At 55.7% G+C, this 16,200-nt stretch carries 16 protein-coding genes; 9 read left to right on the top strand and 7 right to left on the bottom strand.

What is annotated here, in order from left to right:
* Positions 1–205 precede the first annotated feature (205 nt).
* A complete protein-coding gene (locus tag WJU22_RS15080; protein WP_341839011.1) occupies positions 206–2,638 on the top strand; it encodes an ABC transporter permease in 2,433 nt (810 codons plus the stop codon).
* Between the two features lie 71 nt (positions 2,639–2,709).
* Here WJU22_RS15080 and WJU22_RS15085 read toward each other — a convergent pair whose 3' ends face one another.
* Positions 2,710–3,525, bottom strand: a complete 816-nt coding sequence (locus tag WJU22_RS15085; RefSeq protein ID WP_341839012.1) for a universal stress protein — start codon at positions 3,523–3,525, stop codon at positions 2,710–2,712.
* A 208-nt stretch (positions 3,526–3,733) separates the two neighbouring features.
* On the opposite strand from WJU22_RS15085, the gene WJU22_RS15090 reads away from it, so the two are divergent.
* Positions 3,734–4,855, top strand: a complete 1,122-nt coding sequence (locus WJU22_RS15090; protein ID WP_341839013.1) for a glycosyltransferase family 2 protein — start codon at positions 3,734–3,736, stop codon at positions 4,853–4,855.
* On the opposite strand, the gene WJU22_RS15095 is transcribed toward WJU22_RS15090, so the two are convergent.
* The 5 genes from WJU22_RS15095 to WJU22_RS15115 all read right to left on the bottom strand — a co-directional run bounded on the left by WJU22_RS15095 (position 4,840) and on the right by WJU22_RS15115 (position 9,600).
* A complete protein-coding gene (locus WJU22_RS15095) occupies positions 4,840–5,640 on the bottom strand; it encodes a glycosyltransferase family 2 protein (RefSeq protein ID WP_341839014.1) in 801 nt (266 codons plus the stop codon). The two genes, WJU22_RS15090 and WJU22_RS15095, sit on opposite strands and share 16 nt — an antisense overlap.
* A gap of 180 nt (positions 5,641–5,820) precedes the next feature.
* Complete coding sequence (locus WJU22_RS15100) at positions 5,821–7,680, bottom strand: ABC transporter ATP-binding protein (protein WP_341839015.1); 1,860 nt, start codon at positions 7,678–7,680, stop codon at positions 5,821–5,823.
* A gap of 74 nt (positions 7,681–7,754) precedes the next feature.
* Positions 7,755–8,129, bottom strand: coding sequence for a DUF3037 domain-containing protein (locus WJU22_RS15105; protein ID WP_341839016.1), 375 nt, complete (start codon positions 8,127–8,129; stop codon positions 7,755–7,757).
* Positions 8,107–8,895, bottom strand: a complete 789-nt coding sequence (locus WJU22_RS15110; protein WP_341839017.1) for a HipA family kinase — start codon at positions 8,893–8,895, stop codon at positions 8,107–8,109. Before WJU22_RS15110 ends, WJU22_RS15105 begins: the two co-directional genes overlap by 23 nt.
* Positions 8,896–8,961: 66 nt before the next feature.
* Complete coding sequence (locus WJU22_RS15115) at positions 8,962–9,600, bottom strand: Type 1 glutamine amidotransferase-like domain-containing protein (RefSeq protein ID WP_341839018.1); 639 nt, start codon at positions 9,598–9,600, stop codon at positions 8,962–8,964.
* 96 nt (positions 9,601–9,696) lie between these two features.
* On the opposite strand from WJU22_RS15115, the gene WJU22_RS15120 reads away from it, so the two are divergent.
* From WJU22_RS15120 to WJU22_RS15150, 7 genes are all read left to right on the top strand, one after another.
* On the top strand, positions 9,697–10,494 hold the full coding sequence (locus tag WJU22_RS15120; RefSeq protein ID WP_341839019.1) for a helix-turn-helix transcriptional regulator: 798 nt from the start codon (positions 9,697–9,699) through the stop codon (positions 10,492–10,494).
* Positions 10,495–10,571: 77 nt separating this feature from the next.
* Positions 10,572–11,210: an SDR family oxidoreductase gene (locus tag WJU22_RS15125; RefSeq protein WP_341839020.1), complete on the top strand. Its 639-nt coding sequence runs from the start codon at positions 10,572–10,574 to the stop codon at positions 11,208–11,210.
* Positions 11,173–11,700, top strand: a complete 528-nt coding sequence (locus tag WJU22_RS15130) for a DUF1772 domain-containing protein (protein WP_341839021.1) — start codon at positions 11,173–11,175, stop codon at positions 11,698–11,700. Before WJU22_RS15125 ends, WJU22_RS15130 begins: the two co-directional genes overlap by 38 nt.
* Positions 11,701–11,766: 66 nt before the next feature.
* Complete coding sequence (locus WJU22_RS15135) at positions 11,767–13,101, top strand: amidohydrolase family protein (RefSeq protein ID WP_341839022.1); 1,335 nt, start codon at positions 11,767–11,769, stop codon at positions 13,099–13,101.
* A 99-nt stretch (positions 13,102–13,200) separates the two neighbouring features.
* Entirely contained in the window at positions 13,201–13,587 is a 387-nt protein-coding gene (locus WJU22_RS15140) for a DoxX family protein (protein ID WP_341839023.1), read from the top strand.
* A 77-nt stretch (positions 13,588–13,664) separates the two neighbouring features.
* Entirely contained in the window at positions 13,665–14,225 is a 561-nt protein-coding gene (locus WJU22_RS15145; RefSeq protein ID WP_341839024.1) for a hypothetical protein, read from the top strand.
* A 108-nt stretch (positions 14,226–14,333) separates the two neighbouring features.
* The gene (locus WJU22_RS15150; RefSeq protein WP_341839025.1) at positions 14,334–15,371 is read left to right on the top strand and encodes a Gfo/Idh/MocA family protein; all 1,038 of its coding nucleotides are present in this window, start codon (positions 14,334–14,336) and stop codon (positions 15,369–15,371) included.
* Positions 15,372–15,390: 19 nt separating this feature from the next.
* Here the strand turns inward: WJU22_RS15150 and WJU22_RS15155 are convergent, their stop codons facing one another.
* A complete protein-coding gene (locus WJU22_RS15155; RefSeq protein ID WP_341839026.1) occupies positions 15,391–16,191 on the bottom strand; it encodes an SDR family oxidoreductase in 801 nt (266 codons plus the stop codon).
* Positions 16,192–16,200: the final 9 nt, after the last annotated feature.

A 16,200-nucleotide genomic window follows, 5' to 3' on the forward strand; every position in this document is an offset into this window, starting at 1 on the left:
TAATGAATGCATGCATTCATTTTTTGGCTGATTGCCGGCACCTTCCCGGAAACGGGATTGGGGGCGGTGAAAGGTCAATTCAGATGGAGTGTAGAGACCGCTTCACTCCTGGAGCGGTTATTTTCCACTTTTCCGAAATTAATGGGCGCAGGTGGTTTGCTCAGTGTCCGAAAGCGGACGCCCCCTGTTCGCCATCGAACGTGCCTTGATTTCAGAATCCGCCATGGTGGCCGGTTTGATTGCCGGCACGGGGATTGTTCCCATCGATTCGACCAATATTTCGCTTATGTTCAGGCATTCCCTGCTGCTGATCTTCCGGAATTTCAAAAAATTCAGGACCACGTTTCTCATTAACCTCATCGGCCTTTCCAGCGGACTGGCCTGCGCCATGCTGATTTGTTTATGGGTAATGGACGAGTGGCGGATGGATAAAAACTTCCCGCACGATGCGCGCATCCTGCATGTGCTGGGCAACCACCATCAAACGGCCGGCATCAAAACGTCGCTGCACACGCCTGGCGTGCTGGCCGAGGCCCTGAAACAGGATTTTCCGGAAGTGGAGTATGCGGTAGCCACGCGGCCGCCGGGTACGATGCCCAAATTCACGATCGGCACGGGCACGGAAAGCTTTAAAGCGAGACATCTGTTCGCCAGCCAGGATTACTTCCGGATCTTCCCTTTTCCGCTGGCAGACGGCAATCCTGAAAAAGCGCTGTCCGGGAAGGAATCCATACTGCTGTCCGAATCCATGGCCAGGAAAATGTTCCATACTACGGAAGGGCTCATCGGCAAGCCGGTTACCTGGCAGCAGAAGCGGCAATTCACGATCTCGGGGATCTTCAGGGATCTGCCGCCAAACGTTTCCGAACCGTACGATTACATCCTGTCTTACGATATTTTTCTAAAGGAATTCAATGTGCATTGGGACAACCATAATGCCATGACCTTCGTCATGCTCAAGCCCGGGGCGGATGTTGGCGCGTTCAACAAAAAGATAGCGGATTACATCAATACGAAGATCGATTTTACGTCCGTAAAGTTGAGCACGCAGCGGCATTCGGAAAACTATCTGTACGGGAATTTCACGAACGGCGTGCAGGATGGAGGGCGGATCGAATATGTGCGGCTGTTTTCGCTCGTCGCGATTTTCATTTTGCTGATCGCCAGCATCAATTTCATGAACCTGTCTACGGCCCGCGCATCGCGGCGGATGAAGGAGGTAGGCGTGAAAAAAGCCATTGGTGCGGGGAAGGGCTCGCTCATTTTCCAGTACCTCGGTGAATCGGTGCTGATATCTTTTATATCGTTCATCGTGGCGCTGGCAGCGGTTTACCTGCTGCTGCCGTTTTTCAATACCGTAACAGCGAAACAACTGACGCTTTTTGCGGATATGCGACTGATCGGTTTTTTCGCGGTGCTGACGTTGGCAACGGGCTTGCTGGCAGGGAGTTACCCGGCGCTGTACCTGTCGGGATTCAGGCCGGTGGCGATTTTGAAAGGCAACTTTACTTCGTCGCTGCGCGAATTATGGGTGCGCAAAGGATTGGTGGTTTTCCAGTTCTCGATTTCGATCGTACTGATCCTGGCAGTGATCGTGGTGTTTATGCAGTTGCGCTACGTACAAAATAAGAACATGGGGTACGACCGGGAGAATGTGGTCTATTTTTTCAAGGAAGGGCCTATGAAAGAAGAAAGCCGCCTGTTCATGCAACGGCTGCGCGAACTGCCCGGCGTGGTAAACGCGAGCAACGCCACCGGCAACGTGACCACGCATTGGGGCACTACCACCGGGGTGGAATGGCCGGGAAAAGATAAAGATGCGAATATTGAATTCGGATGCCAGTCGATCGACGTGGGCTTCATCGAAACGATGGGCCTCCAAATGGCGCAGGGCCGTTCTTATTCCGCAGATTTCCCGTCCGACAGCTCGGGCCTCATCATCAACGAGGCGGCCGTGGCCGTGATGGGGCTCAGCGATCCGGTAGGAAAGGAAGTCACGTTTTGGGGCGACAAATGCAAGATCATAGGTGTGGTAAAGAATTTCCATTTCAAATCGGTGCACAAGGCGATGTCGCCCTGGCTGTATTATTTCCGTCCAGACCAGGCATCGGCAGTGGTGGCGCGACTGCGGCCGGAAAACACGAAGGAAACCGTGGCGCGCATCGAATCGCTTATCCGCGAAATGAATCCCGGCAGCGTACCCGAGCTGAAATTCATGGACGAAGACTTCCAGGCCGTATATCAGACGGAGTCGAGGGTTGGCGTATTGTCGCGTTATTTCGCGGGGATCGCGATCCTTATTTCCTGCCTCGGCTTATTTGGCCTGGCGGCGTTTTCGGCGGAGCGGCGGATGAAAGAGATCAGCATCCGGAAAGTATTGGGCGGGAGCGGCGCGCATATCATTTACCTGTTGTCGGCCGATTTTACGAAACTGGTGCTGGTAGCAATTTGTGTGGCATTGCCCATTGGCTACTGGATCGCCAGTAATTGGCTCGATACTTTCGCTTACCGCATCGAACTGCAGTGGTGGTACTTTGTGGTGGCGGGCATGTTTGCGCTGGCGATCGCCTGGTTGACGGTCGGGAGCCAGGCGGTGAAAGCCGCGCGCACCAACCCGGTACGGCATTTGAAAGATTAATTTACCCTGATAGGAAAACGGCCCGCAAGCGATCATCGTTTGCGGGCCGTCCCATTTTGAAAAGGATATCGTCAACGGATCACGAGCACGGGAATCCCGGCGTTGTATGCCAGTTGTTTGGTGGCGCTGCGGTGGAACAGTTCCGCGAAGAAGCCGTATTCCCCGGGGATGGCAAGCAACAGGTCTGCATTCGTTTCCCCGGCATATTGCTGGATGGCGGCCACCAGGTCGGTATGCTGGATCTCGCGGTATTGCGCGGCTTCGATTTGTAAAGCTTCGGTGAGCGCGGGCGGCGGTGTGTTGTCGGGCTCGTCTTTCGAAACATGCACCACTTCGATGTGCGCGTCGAGGGATTTGAGCAGGGAGCGGACGGCTTCCGCCTGTTCGGGCTGCAGCACCTGCTTGCGGTCGTACGCGAAGAGGATGCGCTTCACTTTGCGCGGTTCGGCGGCGGTGGGAACGATGATGAGGGGGACGTGTGTGCTATGGGCCACATCGAGCGCATTGCTGCCGATGAAACGTTGTCCCAGGGGGCTTTTCCCGGTAATGCCCATCACGATGAAGGCGAACTGCGCGGCTTTCGTGGCGGCCTGCACGGCTTCCATGAAGGGGAGGCCGTTAATGTGTGTATCCAGCTGCACATATTCCACGAGCTCGGATTGGAGGTCCTGCTTCCATTTGGCCATTTCCGTTTCCACGCCATGAATATATTCCGGGGAATCGCCCGGGAGCACGGCCATGACGGTGGAGTTGGCGGCGGGAGGGAGCCCATAGGCATGGAACAGGGTGATCGACGCCGGCTGTATCTGTCGGGCGAGGGAAATGGCGTACCGTGCGGCATGGAAGGCTGTGTCTGAAAAGTCTACCGGAACGAGGATTCTTTGCATGCTGATTCGTTTTCCAGAAATAACAAACTTGAGTAAGGATTGTTATGGCGGGATGGCAACGCACAGAGGCCCAGAACGTTACATTTCGCCCGAAAATAAATCTGCCAGCGAATTGTCTTTCTTCGGATAACATAGCGCGAAAAAATCTATTTTTGCGACCCCCGGGTGTAAATTTTTCCCGGACTGTCATTCACTTTAAATATCCTGTATGGGGGTCAGCATAGACGTTGTAATTCCATCTTTCCGGCTTATCGAACATTACCTGGTGCCCATTCTGCAGCTGAAAAGGCCTGCAGGGGCGAGGGTGCGGTTCTATCTGCTGTCCGACAACCCGGAAGTGGCGGTTTCACCGGCTATTGCTGATATGGTGAACGGGACGGACGTGTTCCTGGAGGTAAATCCGCAGAACATGGGCGCCGCTTATACGCGCAACCGCGGGATCGAATCCGGGGATGGCGACTGGGTATTGTTCCTCGACGACGATATCACCGTTCCTGCTGATCTACTGGAAATCTACGCCCGTGCTGCGGAGCAGGAGCCCCGGGCCACGGGGTTCATCGGCCTTGTCCGCCTCCCGGCGCCCGGAAAGCCTTTCTCCGACGCCATCCTCGCCAGCGGCAGCATGGATATTTTCACGATCGCGGAGCACCGGAAAGATTTTGCCTGGGGCGCCACGGCCAATATCATGGTGCGCCGTTCCGCCATCGGGAACATCCGGTTTTCGGAGGTGTACCCGAAATCGGGCGGGGGTGAAGACGTGGATTTTTTCCTGAAAGTGCGCGCCGCCAATCAATACGAAAATTACCGGACGCTCCCGGCCGCCGAAGTGAATCACCCCTGGTGGAAAAACGAAGCGCCCGATTTCAAGCGGCCGTTCCGCTATGGGACCGGCAATGCGCTGTTACCGGAACAATTGCCGCAGCATGCGTCGCGGGAGTTGCCCAATACGGTGGAAACGGTATTGCTGGCCGTTGTGGCGGCGATCGTTGCGGCTGTTGTGAAACCTGCGCTGCTGGGGCCTATCGGTATTTTTATCGGGGGCGTTCTGGCGATAGAATGTATCGCTACCACGGTGCAGTCCATCAAGCGGAAAGCAAAGCCCGGGCTATTGGTGTACTGGTATGTGGTGTTATTGCGGCTGAGCCACGATCTGGGCCTGTTGTGGGGGAATCTGCGGAGAGGGAAAATTGAAGGGATCACACGGCGTTTCAACGATAATGGCGGATTCCGGAAAAGCAACCTCTTCCGGACCAATACCTATAAAATTGTAAAATGGATTTTATATCCGCTGCTGATCTGGCTGGCTTGGTCGGTCTACACTTCGGCGTAACCGTTCAGGCATGAAATGATATTGTACCGGATCGTTTCCATGTAGCGGTATTCATTGGCTTCCACTTCCGATTTGCTGTTGCATTTGTGATGGAGGTGGTAACAATTCGCGGCCAGTTTCAACCTGATTTTCTTGATGCCTGCATTGATCAGCCGGGCGGCAAACTCATTGTCTTCCGAGCCCCAGCCGCTGAAAGTATTGTTATAGCCATTTACGGCGATAAAATCGTTTTTCCAGAATGCGAGGTTGCAACCCCGGGTTTTCGTGGCGTCCTGTTTGGACAGCTGGAAGAGCCAGGAAAGGAGGGGAATGCGGAGGGAATTGAAGCGGTTGCTGATGCCGGGGGAAAAGCAATAGATGGGATCGAATGCGCCGTTGCTGAGGATGCTGCCGGTGCGGTGCTCCTCTACCATGGTGCGGGCGCCCTGGATGAAGATACCGCGGCGTGCGTGGCGGATATGATCTTCCACGAACTTCGGGTGCAGCACGATATCGCCATCGATTTCGATGATATATTCGGATTCCGACAGCTTAACTGCCTTATTGAGGATAATGCTTTTACGGAAACCATCGTCTTCATGCCATGCATGCCGGAATGGTATACCCATCAACGCCGCATATTTGCGGATGACCAGCTCTGTTGCTGCGCCGGAGCCATCATCGGCAATGATGATCTCGTCGGGCAGCCGGGTTTGGCGCATCACACTTTTCAATACGGCCTCCAGCGCCTTGGGCCAGTTGTAGGTAGATATCAGTAATCCTACTGTGAATGATTTATTTTCCATCCCAGGTCGATTAATTCGGGTTTTTTAACAAAGACAGGCCTTCTGCTGACCTTTCTTTCGCTTATAGTCAGGTACTGTTCGCAATACAGGTATAACGGATAGCTTGGCAAAGATGTTACAATCGATTTTGCAAAAAACTTATATAAGTTACAAAAAAAGCGAATATATATAAAAATATTTTTAATTGCCACCAAATGTTTGCATCTCGATCAGCTTTCTGTATAGCCCATTCTTTTCCAGTAACTCAAAATGAGTGCCGGTTTCTACAATGCGGCCGCCTTCGAGCACGATGATCATGTCCGCGCTCTGGATGGTGCTCAGCCTGTGGGCGATCACGAGGGAGGTGCGGTTTTTCATGAGGTTGTTGAGGGCGTCCTGAACGAGGCGTTCCGATTCGGTGTCGAGGGCGGAAGTGGCTTCATCGAGCAGCATGATGGGCGGGTTGCGCAATACGGCCCTGGCGATGCAGATACGCTGGCGCTGGCCGCCACTCAGTTTCACGCCGCGGTCGCCGATGCGCGTCTGGTACCCTTCTTCTGACGCCATGATGAATTCGTGCGCATTGGCAATGCGGGCAGCTGCTTCCACCTGTTCCTGGGTAGCTTCCGGGTATGCAAACGCGATATTATTGAAAATCGTATCGTTGAAGAGGATAGTTTCCTGGTTTACCGTGCCCATGAGGGAGCGGAGGGAATCCATGGTATAATCCTGGATATTATGCCCGTCGATCCGGATTTCCCCGCTCCAGGGCTGGGTAAACCGGGGGATGAGGTCCATCAGCGTGGATTTACCTCCGCCCGAAGGCCCTACCAGGGCTACGGACATGCCTCTTTTAATGGTAAAGTTCACATGGTCGAGCACTTTCTTTTCCTGGTAACCGAACGTCACGTCGCGGAATTCGAGCGCTTCCCTGAAATCGTGGATCTGGATAGCATCGGGCTTGTCGACGATATTGGGTTTTTCGTCGATGAGCGACAATACGCGCTCCCCTGCGGCGATGCCGGAGTGGATGTTGGTGAACGACTGTGAAATGGCTTTGGCCGGCCGCATGATCTGAGAGAAAATGGCAATGTAAGCGATGAACGCGCCGGGCTCCAATTCGCTGGATTTATTGGAAATGAGGTAACCGCCGTACAGTACGATACCGGCCACCATGATCACGCCCAATGTTTCGGAAACGGGGCTGGCCATTTGCTGGCGACGGGCCATAGAGCGCATGATACCGCTGTAACGCTGGTTTTCGTTGTCGAAGCGTTTCCGGATGAAGGGAACCGCATTGAATGCCTTGATGATCTTGATGCCGGAAAGTGCCTCGTCCAGATAACTGATCATCATACCGTAAGAGGAATGTGATTCGGCGGCCTGGGCTTTCAGGCGCTTCACGATTTTGGAAATGAGCCAGCCGGCGATCGGGATCACCAGCATCGACATCAACGTCAGTTTAACCGAGATCATGAACAGTACAACGAGATAGGCAATGAGTTGCAAGGGTTCCTTGAAGACCACCTGGAGGGTGCTGGTCACGGAAAATTGTACCACCTGCACATCCGATGCCACTTTGGAAATGATGTCGCCTTTCCTTTCATTGTTGAAATAGGCGATGTCGAGACCCATAACGTTGTTAAAAACGGTTTTGCGCAGGTTGAGGAGGGTGTGGATGCGGAGGTTTTCCATCGTCCGTTCACCCATGTATTTGAAAATATTGCTGATGATGACCGATGCAACGATGACGATACAAACGAACATCAATGTTGTGAATGTACCATATTGTGCATGCAGCTGGTTCGTATGGTAATCCATGTAATCGGTGATCTTGAAAATGCTGGGCGGTTCAGCAGGGGCAGCAGCAACGGCAGTAGCAGCTTCGGTCGGAGAAGGGCTGTTTGCCTCTTTTTTCAGGAAGAGCGTGGAAAGCAGGGGCGCTACCAATGCCAGGTTCAACGTCCCGAAGATAACTCCCACAATGGTGAAGAGAATATATGGGATAGCGTACTTCTCAATCGGTTTGGCAAACGACAATAGCCGGAAATATGTCTTCATGTACTTTTGCTACTATAATAATAAAACGTGCAAAGCTACTCATTATTTGGCAATTAGGCCGCCCGGATCTCGGGTCAGAGCACCAGCTCGCGGTGCAGGCGTTCCAGCGTTCCTTCCGGCTCCGTGCAGAGGCCGGGGTGTACCCGGGAGGTTTGCAGGATGGTGCTTCGTTGGGCGGTGAGCCATCTGAACCGGCTGGCGGGGTCGAGCTGGCCAATGGGGCCTTCGCCCCGGCAGGTTCTTTCGAACCCTTCGGCAAACGCTTTCAGTTCGTCGAAATCGAGCTCCGGGCTGAGGGCCTTCAACCTTTCCTCGTTAAGGGTAATGATGCAGCCCAGGAACCGTTTTGGCCGGCAATAGAGGATAACGCCCACGTTCATGAACTCTTCCCGTTCCACTTTCGGTACCACGCGCACCACGGCATATTCATATAAGGGCAGTTCTGGCATGCAGCGCGGCGTTTAAAAAGTTATCGGAATGTGCCAACCGGTTTTGCAGGAAGCGGAAATACACTTCGCGCACCGCCTCGGGCGATTCTCCATGGGTAGTCAGCCAGCTGTCGGGCAGCAGACGGGTAATAGCCCGGAGACGGTCTTCCGTCAGCAGGGGCCGCAGTAAGGCATCCGCCTCCTTCAGCTGCGAAGCGTAAGGCAGCAGTACGTGATCTTTCACCTGTACGAACGGTTTGAGGGATTGTTCTTCCCAATTGTCCCACGAATGATGGAAATAGAGGGACGCGCCATGGTCGATGAGCCACAGCTCGCGGTTCCACCAAAGCATATTGGTGTTCCGCGCGGTGCGGTCCACGTTCGTGAGCAGGCAATCCATCCAGACGATCTTCGACGCCAGCATCGCGTCCACTTCGGCGGCATTGGGGTCGAATGTGACGGAGCCCGAGAGGTAATGCAGCCCGAGATTCAGGCCAACGCTGGCTTTCAGCAGGTCCTGTATTTCTTCGTCCCCTTCGGTACGGCCGAAAGCCTCGTCGAGATGGGCGAAAACGAGCTCGGGCACCCGCAGGCCCAGGGCCCTCGCTATTTCCCCGCCGATCAACTCGGCGATGAGCGATTTCACCCCTTGCCCGGCGCCCCGGAATTTCAGGACGTACAGGAACCCGTCGTCCGCTTCCGCGATGGCCGGCAGGGAGCCGCCTTCGCGCAGTGGCGTCACGTAACGGGTCACGTTAACGGTCCGCAGATCTATTGCATGAGTCATGATCATATCCTCCCACATGTAAACTGCGGAAAATTAACACTTTTAGGCGAATACTTACGGGAAATCCTAGTCGATGATCCGCTGGCTGCAACCGTCGATTACCAGGGCTTCGGTATCGCCCAGCGGAAGGGTGCTGTATCCTGCGGCCTGGAGCTGCATATTGGCCATGTGGGCGCCTTCGATGAAGTCGGCATTGTCGATATGGGGAATGATGATGATCTGGGTGAGGTTCAGGCCTTCGAGCACGAGCTCCGGCGCGTCTTCGGCATTGTCCATCAGCTCGAAATGCTCGATGGTAGGCCCGGCAACGATGGCGCCGGCGCTCCATCCGCAGAAAACCTTGCCGTCGCGCACCAGCCGGCGGATGATATGGTCGGCCCCGCTGGCTTTCAGGATCCAGCGTAAATAATAGGTATTGCCGCCACCCATCCAGATAACGTCTTTGGACGCCAGCCGGCGCGCCAGTTGGTCCGGGCGGCGTTGCCAGACGCGGAGATCGATGGGCTCCACCTGGTAGCCCCGGCGTTTGAAAGCGTTGCGGATGGAGCGCACCCAGGGCTCCGAATCCGGGATCACGTCGGCCGCGTTCTCGATGAATGCGATCCGGATGTCGGCGGTTTCCTTGCCCACCAGCTGGTTGAGCGCCATGTATTGCCGCTCGTTGATGGACAGGGAATAAAGCAATAGTTTGGGCAGTTCGGGCATGCTGTAAAACTACCGCCATTCCAGCTGTAAAACGGGTTGTATTATCGACAAATTAGCGGGGGATTTACGACATATTAAATCGCTACATTTGTTCCGATGATCTACCGTCAACTTCCGCCGCCGCCGGGCCTCCGCCAGTTCGTCAGTTATTGCTGGACGCTGGAAAGCCATGCCGGTGAGGAAGCGCAGGCTTTCCGCACCCTGGCCGACGCCAGTCCGGGCCTGATTTTCCAGCATCCGGAAAAAGGCGTGCTCTACCAGGAAAACAAACTGTTGCCGGCGGTATTCCTCTACGGCCAATCCACCCGCCACGCCGCGCTCCGCCTGGAAGGGGTTTTCGGGATCAGCGGGATGGTGCTGCGGCCCGGGGCGCTCCGTTCGGTGTTCGGTTTGAATGCCGGTGAACTGACGGACGGATGCATCGATGCCCGCGAGCTGCAACCCGCGCTGGCGGGCTGGCTGGAAGATGCCCCCGGGGAGGCGCAGCTGCAGGGGCTTTCGGCGTTCGTGGCCGGACAGCTCGAGCGAAACCGCCGGCAGGAAGACGCCGTGATCGAAGCGGCGTTGCAGCGGATCCAGGGCGCACAGGGCACTTTATCCATGAAAGACCTTCGCGATGAACTGCGCATGACGGAACGGAGTTTCGAGCGCAGGTTCAAGCAATACACCGGCATTTCGCCCAAGCTGTTTACCCGCATTTCCCAATTCCAGGCTTCGCTGCAGCAAATGCGGGAAGGGCAGTTCGGGAAATTGTCCGATCTCGCTTACGGGAACGATTATGCCGACCAGTCGCATTTCATCCGCGCGTTCCAGGAGTTCGCCGGTTGCAGCCCGTTGCGCTTCCAGGAGGCGGGGCCGGTCATCGATAACCTGTCTGCCCATTTCCCCCGTTAACCCGTTCCCCTTTTTTTGTCGGTTTTGTTCTATTTCTCCCTTCGCGGCCGGAGTAGCTTTGTTGAAAATTATCACCCATGCAACTCATCATTTTCGGCGCCAACGGTAAAACAGGCCGCCAACTTACCCAACAGGCCCTCGCAGCGGGGCATCGCGTAACCGCTTTCGTCCGTAACCCTGCCAGTCTCGATATCGAACATCCCCTGCTCACCAAGCTCGCCGGAGATGCGCTCAACGAAGCGGCCGTCCGCGAAGCGGTGAAAGGGCACGATGCGGTGCTGTCCACGCTGGGCTCGCCGGCCAACAAGATCGGCACCATCCGTTCCCAGGGCACGCTCAACATCGTGAAAGCCATGCAGGCGGCCGGTATCCGTAGGTTCGTCTGCCAGACGTCGCTGGGGTATGGGGATAGCGTGGCAACGCTTCGCCGCACGCCTTTCGTGTTCCGGTTCATCATCGTTCCGTTCATCCTGAAAAAAGGCTTCGCCGACCATGCGCTGCAGGAATCGCATGTGCGCAGCAGCGGGCTGGATTGGGTGATCGTTCGGCCGGGGAACCTGACAGACGGGCCTTTGACGGAAAAGTACCGCCACGGTTTCGCAGCCAACGATCCGAGGATCCAGGTGAAAGTGTCGCGGGCAGACGTGGCGCATTTTATGTTACAGCAAATCAAATCTCATGCATATCTCAGACAAACACCCGGCATCTCTTACTGAAGGTTTTCCCGGACTGGTGCTGCTCGCGGCCACGATCACGACCTGCCTGTCGGCCGGTGTCTTTTACGCCTACGCGGTGTCAGTAGTTCCCGGGATCGGGCGGATCAAGGACGGGGCTTATCTTTCCGCGATCCAATCCATCAACCGCGCCATCCTGAACCCCTGGTTCCTGGTCGTTTTCATGGCGCCGGTATTTTTGCTGCCTTTCGGTTCGTGGCAACAGTTCTCGAAGCCGCCGGACGCGGCGTGGTGGGCGCTGGCAGCGGCTGCGGCGATTTATATCGTCGGCGTGTTCGGGGTAACGGTGGCATGCAATGTGCCGTTGAACGAGTGGCTGGACAAGCAAGACCTGGCCTCCGCAGGGGAGGGCGTGCTCAAAGAGTGGCGCCTCCGGTTCGAGGGGCCTTGGAACCGCTGGAACCTCGTGCGCACGGTGGCTTCGGTCATCTCCGCGATGCTTTCCGTCTGGGCTGTGCTGAAGCTGCGGTAGTGAACCTTTTGGCTGGGATGTCCGTTTTCTATCCACACACGGCCCTGTGGCCCCAAAACCTTCTTTATGAAATGGATCATCTCCGCGCTTGCGCTCATCGCGCCTGGCATCATGCTGGGACAAGAACGCCCACAACCCGTTACGCTCATCAACAATGTCCGGATCTTTACCGGCAAGGATGCGGCTCCCTTCACCGGAAATCTGCTGGTTACCGGCAACGTCATCACTAAAATCTCGACCGGCCCCATCGCTACCGATCGCAGCATGAACACCACGATCATCGAGGGGAATGGCCAATTCCTCATGCCAGGGCTCATCGACGCGCATTACCATTGCATGTTCGCCAATGTAACGCAAGTGATGGTCATGGCGAAAGATTACGGGTTCGTGGTGTTAATGGCGGCAATGAACGCAAGGGAAGCGCTCATGCGCGGGTTCACCAGCGTGCGCGACATGGGCGGCCCCATTTTCGGGCTGAAAGATGCGATAGACGCAGGCGCTACGCCGGGGCCGCGCATCTGGCCGTCGGGAGCGTTTATCAGCCAGACCGGCGGCCATGGCGATTTCCGGTTGCCGTATGAAGTGCCGAGGGCTGAAAACGAGCCGCTCAGTTATACCGAGCGGATCAGGGCTGCCGCTGTCGCCGACGGAGCGGACGCTGTATTGCTCCGGGCGCGTGAGCAGCTCATGGCCGGTGCGAGCCAACTGAAGCTCATGGCAGGAGGGGGCGTCAGCTCCATGTACGACCCGCTCGATGTGGCCCAATATACGGAAGCGGAGTTCCATGCGGCGGTGGAAGCGGCGGAAAACTGGGGAACGTACGTTACCGTGCATGCCTACACGCCGAAAGCGATGCAGATCGCCATCAAAGCGGGCGTGAAATGTATCGAGCACGGGCAGCTGGCTGACGAGGCTACTGCGAAGCTGATCGCCGAAAAAGGGATATGGTGGTCTTTGCAACCGTTCATTGACGATGAAGACAGCAATCCGCAAACCGGCGAAAACCGTGAGAAGCAGCTCGAAATGTACGGCGGAACGGATAATGCTTATGCACTCGCAAAGAAATACAAAGTGAAGCTGGCCTGGGGAACGGATGCGCTCTTCAACGCGAAAAATGCCCGGCGGCAGGGAGCCCGGCTCGTAGCCATGACGCGCTGGTTCAAGCCTGTGGAGATCCTCCAGATGGCTACAAAAAACAATGGCGAACTGCTGGCGCTTTCCGGTAAGCGGAGCCCGTACAAAGGCAAGCTGGGCGTGCTGGAAGAAGGGGCGCTGGCCGATATGATCCTCGTGAACGGCGATCCGATACAGGATATCAAGCTGCTGGCAGACCCGGAAAAGAACCTCTCGCTGATCATGAAAGACGGTATCATCTATAAGAACCTGCTGGCGCAAAAGTAATCTGTCGCATTTTACCCCTTTTTTGGCTGAAACGTACGCGGTTCAACCGGCGGATGCGTGTTAGCTTTGTGTCAGACAATCACGCAAAAAATCTGACCCATGAAACCTAACACGATCAAAATTATTTACTGGACCTCGACCGTAATATTCGCGCTGCTGATGCTGATGGATGGCTATGGCGGCATTTCCCGCCAGCAAGCCGGCGTGGAGATCATGCAGCACCTGGGATACCCCGTATACTTCCTGAGCATCGTGGGCGTAGCGAAAATCCTCGGCGCGGTGGCTATCCTGCAAACCCGCTTCAAAGCCATCAAGGAATGGGCGTACGCGGGCTTCGCGTTCAATTTCCTCGGCGCCTTCGCTTCCCGCGCTTTCGTTGGCGATCCTACGTTCGAGGTCGTATTCCCCTTCGTGGCGCTGGCTATCATGGCCGTGCCCTATTATTTCTGGAAAAAGTACGAACAGAAAAGATACGCTATTGCCTGAGCCGCAATGCGATCGCAATTGACACCTCCGCTGGCCCGCCGTGTGAAACGGGCCAGCGTTTTTTTTATATTTAGGATATGAAAAAGTTCCCCCTATCCCTCCCCAAATTATGCACTGTTGCCTGCGCCGTTTTTATCACGGCCTGCCAGTCGCCCTCCCGGTCCCAAAATGCCGCTGATTCATTGGGGCAGGACGAGAACGAATATCCGCAGGAAATGGCGCGCGTCGCGGCCGCATTCCAGGCCATCCGGTCGGATTCCGCGTTCCTCCGCCAGTTCGGCCCCGCCAATGAAAATCAGTTCAAATTGCTTTCCCGGGAATTTCCGCTCGTGCTGGGCGACTTTGATGCCGACGGCGATCCTGATGCCATCGCTTCCTTTTCGGTGCTGGGCCCGGAAGATGAACGGATTTATTACGCGGTTTTCCTGCGGAACAAGGACAGTCTCCGGCTGACACAGGTGCTGCCCCGCGGCGGGAACAACGCCACGCCTTTCCTGACGCTGAGCGGGCTGGACGAGAAAGGATTGGTATGGGGAGAGGAAACAAGCGATTCCCTGGCCTGGACCGTCATCTATAAATGGGAAGGTAACGGATTGAATGAAGTATCCCGGGCACCCAAACCCGATGTCCCGAAATAAAATTTCTCTTACCGTTTATAAAAAATATTAAAAAGTTGCCGGGATAAATATATTTTTATGGCTAATTGATCACCACGTTAGTAAAATCGTAAAAATATCTTTCCCTGTATGCAACAAGGACATCCTCGCAGGACCTTCCTCAAAACGGCCGCCCTTTCCGGCCTCGGCCTCGCCTTTTCCGGTAAGCTTTCCGCGCTCGAAACCCTTTCCCTCGCCGGCAAGCGCATCGGCGTGATCGGGCTGGACACTGAACATGGTCCCCATTTCGCCCGGATCCTCAACGCCCCCGATGCGGGCGACAAATTCGGCGGCATGCGCGTAACCGTAGCCTATCCCCACGGAAGCCGGAAAATCAAGTCCAGCATGGACATGATCCCCCGGAACACGACCAACATCGAAGCGCAGGGCGTGAAAGTGGTGGATTCCATCGCAAAGCTCCTCCAGGAATGCGACATCGTCATGCTCGAAACCAACGACGGCACCGAGCACCTGGCGCAGGCGCTGGAAGTTTTCCCGTCTGGCAAGCCCGTATTTATCGACAAGCCAATAGCGGCTTCACTTACGGAAGTGCTCACCATTTACCGCGCCGCCCGTCATTACAAGGTACCCATCTTTTCCTCCAGCACCCTCCGCTACATCGAAAGCGTGCAGGAAGTGCGCAACGGGAAGATCGGGAAGGTAAAGGGGGCAGACATCTTTTCGCCCACACCCACCGAACCTTCGCACCCTGACCTGTATTGGTACGGCATCCACGGCGTTGAAATGCTGTTTACGATGCTGGGGCCCGACTGTCTCCGCGTCACCCATCACCAGGCGGGCGATTCAGACGTTGTGGTCGGAGAATGGGAGGGAGGCCGCATGGGCACGCTGCGCGGTTTCAAGAACGATATGTGGAATTTCGGCGGACATGCCTTCGGCGACAAAGGCCACATGGCGCTGGGCGATTTCACCGGCTATGCGCCCCTCATGCCCCCGATCATCGAATTCTTCCAGAAAGGCGTGGCACCCGCTCCTGAAGCGGAAACCATCGGCATTTACGCCTTCATGGACGCCGCCCAGGAAAGCCGCCTGAAAAAAGGCGCGCCCGTCAGCATCGCTTCCATCATGAAGAAAGCGACCGAACGTAGCCTGAAAATCAAGATATAAGCTTTTCGTAATAACCACCCTATCCTGTGCGGGGCGACGTAGCCGTTACTAAAGTAAACGGATATACGTCGCCCCGGTTTTTATGCCATCCCCCGTTGGCGCCGATGTTCTGGGCGGATATCCATTTGGCATCGTCGCTGGCGAGGAAGCAGGCCACGCGCGAAATATCTTCCGGGTCGGCGATGCGGTTGAAGGCGGAAAGGCCCGCCAGTCTTGCGATCGTTTCATCCGACTTGCCGTTCGTGAACAGTTCGGTATTAGTTGGCCCCGGCGAAAGGGTGTTGACGTTGATGCCCCGGGCGCCTACTTCCTTCGCAAATACCCGTGTATACTGCTCCACAGCTGCTTTGGTGGCCACATAGGTCGCGTAGCCGGGGATCATGATACGGTTGACGGACGTCGAGAAATTGATGATCGACCCATTGTCGGCCAAACGTGTTGCCGCTTCGCGGAGCGTATTGAAAACGCCTTTCACGTTGATGTCGAACATCCGGGAGAAATCCTCGTCAGTAGTGTCTTTCACCATTTTTGTGATCATGATGCCTGCGTTGTTGATCAGCACATCGATCCGCCCGAAATGTGCGATAGCGGTATCGAAAAGCCGGCGTACCTGTTCTGCCTGGCTCACGTCTGCCTGCACGGCGATGGCTTCGCCACCGGCGGAGCGGATGTCTTCCACTACCAATTCGGCGTCGGCCTTGCTGCCGGCATAATTGACGATCACTTTGGCGCCCGCTGCGGCCAGGTCGCGGGCGATGGTAGCGCCGATGCCCCTGGAGGCGCCGGTCACCAGTATCACTTTTTCGGATAAGTTTTGCATACCCCAAAT

Source organism: Chitinophaga caseinilytica (assembly GCF_038396765.1).
Taxonomy (GTDB): domain Bacteria; phylum Bacteroidota; class Bacteroidia; order Chitinophagales; family Chitinophagaceae; genus Chitinophaga; species Chitinophaga caseinilytica.

Excerpts from the sequence above, each read along its gene's own strand:
- WJU22_RS15085 (WP_341839012.1), bottom strand. The coding sequence starts at position 3,525 with ATGCAAAGAATCCTCGTTCCGGTAGACTTTTCAGACACAGCCTTCCAT.
- WJU22_RS15090 (WP_341839013.1), top strand. The coding sequence starts at position 3,734 with ATGGGGGTCAGCATAGACGTTGTAATTCCATCTTTCCGGCTTATCGAA.
- WJU22_RS15095 (WP_341839014.1), bottom strand. The coding sequence starts at position 5,640 with ATGGAAAATAAATCATTCACAGTAGGATTACTGATATCTACCTACAAC.
- WJU22_RS15100 (WP_341839015.1), bottom strand. The coding sequence starts at position 7,680 with ATGAAGACATATTTCCGGCTATTGTCGTTTGCCAAACCGATTGAGAAG.
- WJU22_RS15105 (WP_341839016.1), bottom strand. The coding sequence starts at position 8,129 with ATGCCAGAACTGCCCTTATATGAATATGCCGTGGTGCGCGTGGTACCG.
- WJU22_RS15110 (WP_341839017.1), bottom strand. The coding sequence starts at position 8,895 with ATGACTCATGCAATAGATCTGCGGACCGTTAACGTGACCCGTTACGTG.
- WJU22_RS15115 (WP_341839018.1), bottom strand. The coding sequence starts at position 9,600 with ATGCCCGAACTGCCCAAACTATTGCTTTATTCCCTGTCCATCAACGAG.
- WJU22_RS15120 (WP_341839019.1), top strand. The coding sequence starts at position 9,697 with ATGATCTACCGTCAACTTCCGCCGCCGCCGGGCCTCCGCCAGTTCGTC.
- WJU22_RS15125 (WP_341839020.1), top strand. The coding sequence starts at position 10,572 with ATGCAACTCATCATTTTCGGCGCCAACGGTAAAACAGGCCGCCAACTT.
- WJU22_RS15130 (WP_341839021.1), top strand. The coding sequence starts at position 11,173 with ATGCATATCTCAGACAAACACCCGGCATCTCTTACTGAAGGTTTTCCC.
- WJU22_RS15135 (WP_341839022.1), top strand. The coding sequence starts at position 11,767 with ATGAAATGGATCATCTCCGCGCTTGCGCTCATCGCGCCTGGCATCATG.
- WJU22_RS15140 (WP_341839023.1), top strand. The coding sequence starts at position 13,201 with ATGAAACCTAACACGATCAAAATTATTTACTGGACCTCGACCGTAATA.
- WJU22_RS15145 (WP_341839024.1), top strand. The coding sequence starts at position 13,665 with ATGAAAAAGTTCCCCCTATCCCTCCCCAAATTATGCACTGTTGCCTGC.
- WJU22_RS15150 (WP_341839025.1), top strand. The coding sequence starts at position 14,334 with ATGCAACAAGGACATCCTCGCAGGACCTTCCTCAAAACGGCCGCCCTT.
- WJU22_RS15155 (WP_341839026.1), bottom strand. The coding sequence starts at position 16,191 with ATGCAAAACTTATCCGAAAAAGTGATACTGGTGACCGGCGCCTCCAGG.